The following is a 617-nucleotide window of genomic DNA, read 5'->3' on the forward strand; positions in this document are numbered from 1 at the left end:
TCATCTTTGTGGTGGCCACGATTATCAACGAGAGCCTCATAACCGCCATTCTTTGCCTTAAGCACCCAAGACCGTGCTTGTTGATATGAAACTTGAAAATGCTTAGCGGCTTCAGTGTATGAGTGCTTGTGTTTTACCACATACTCAACGACTTCGATTCGCTCTTCGAAAGTTGTCTTCTTACGCATAGTGGGGACCTGCTTTCTGGACGGCGATGCCGTCAAAGGTTTGTCTCCATTATACGTATCAAGCCACGTCTTTGCTTGAGCAACGTTGCGTAATCCATACTTGTTTGCCAAGTTCTCTAGCGTACCTTCGCCATTCAGATAGGCAAAGACAACAGTTTCCTTTAATTCCTTGCTGTAGTGAATATTCTTCCTTGCTTCCTCCAATCCTTCAAGGCCATCTCGTTCGTAACGCAGCGACCAACGTTTAAGTGAGTCCTTACCAATGCCATGTTGTCTTTCAAAAGTGGCTCTGGGTAAATCCGACTCCTTAAATTCCTCGAGCAATTTAAGTTTCTCAAGAGCCGTGAACTTAGATCTGGACATACAAAAATCCCTCCATAATCATCAGATGAATTATTGTATTTCATCTGACAACCATAAAGGGATTAT

At 43.3% G+C, this 617-nt stretch carries 1 protein-coding gene; it reads right to left on the reverse strand.

Annotation, left to right across the window (positions count from 1 at the left end):
- The coding region (locus FD01_RS16210; protein ID WP_156647327.1) for a helix-turn-helix domain-containing protein at window positions 1-551 on the reverse strand (551 nt) is incomplete at its 3' end.
- Window positions 552-617 lie beyond the last annotated feature (66 nt).

Origin of the sequence: Lacticaseibacillus manihotivorans DSM 13343 = JCM 12514 (assembly GCF_001435035.1) — a bacterium.
GTDB classification, from domain to species: domain Bacteria; phylum Bacillota; class Bacilli; order Lactobacillales; family Lactobacillaceae; genus Lacticaseibacillus; species Lacticaseibacillus manihotivorans.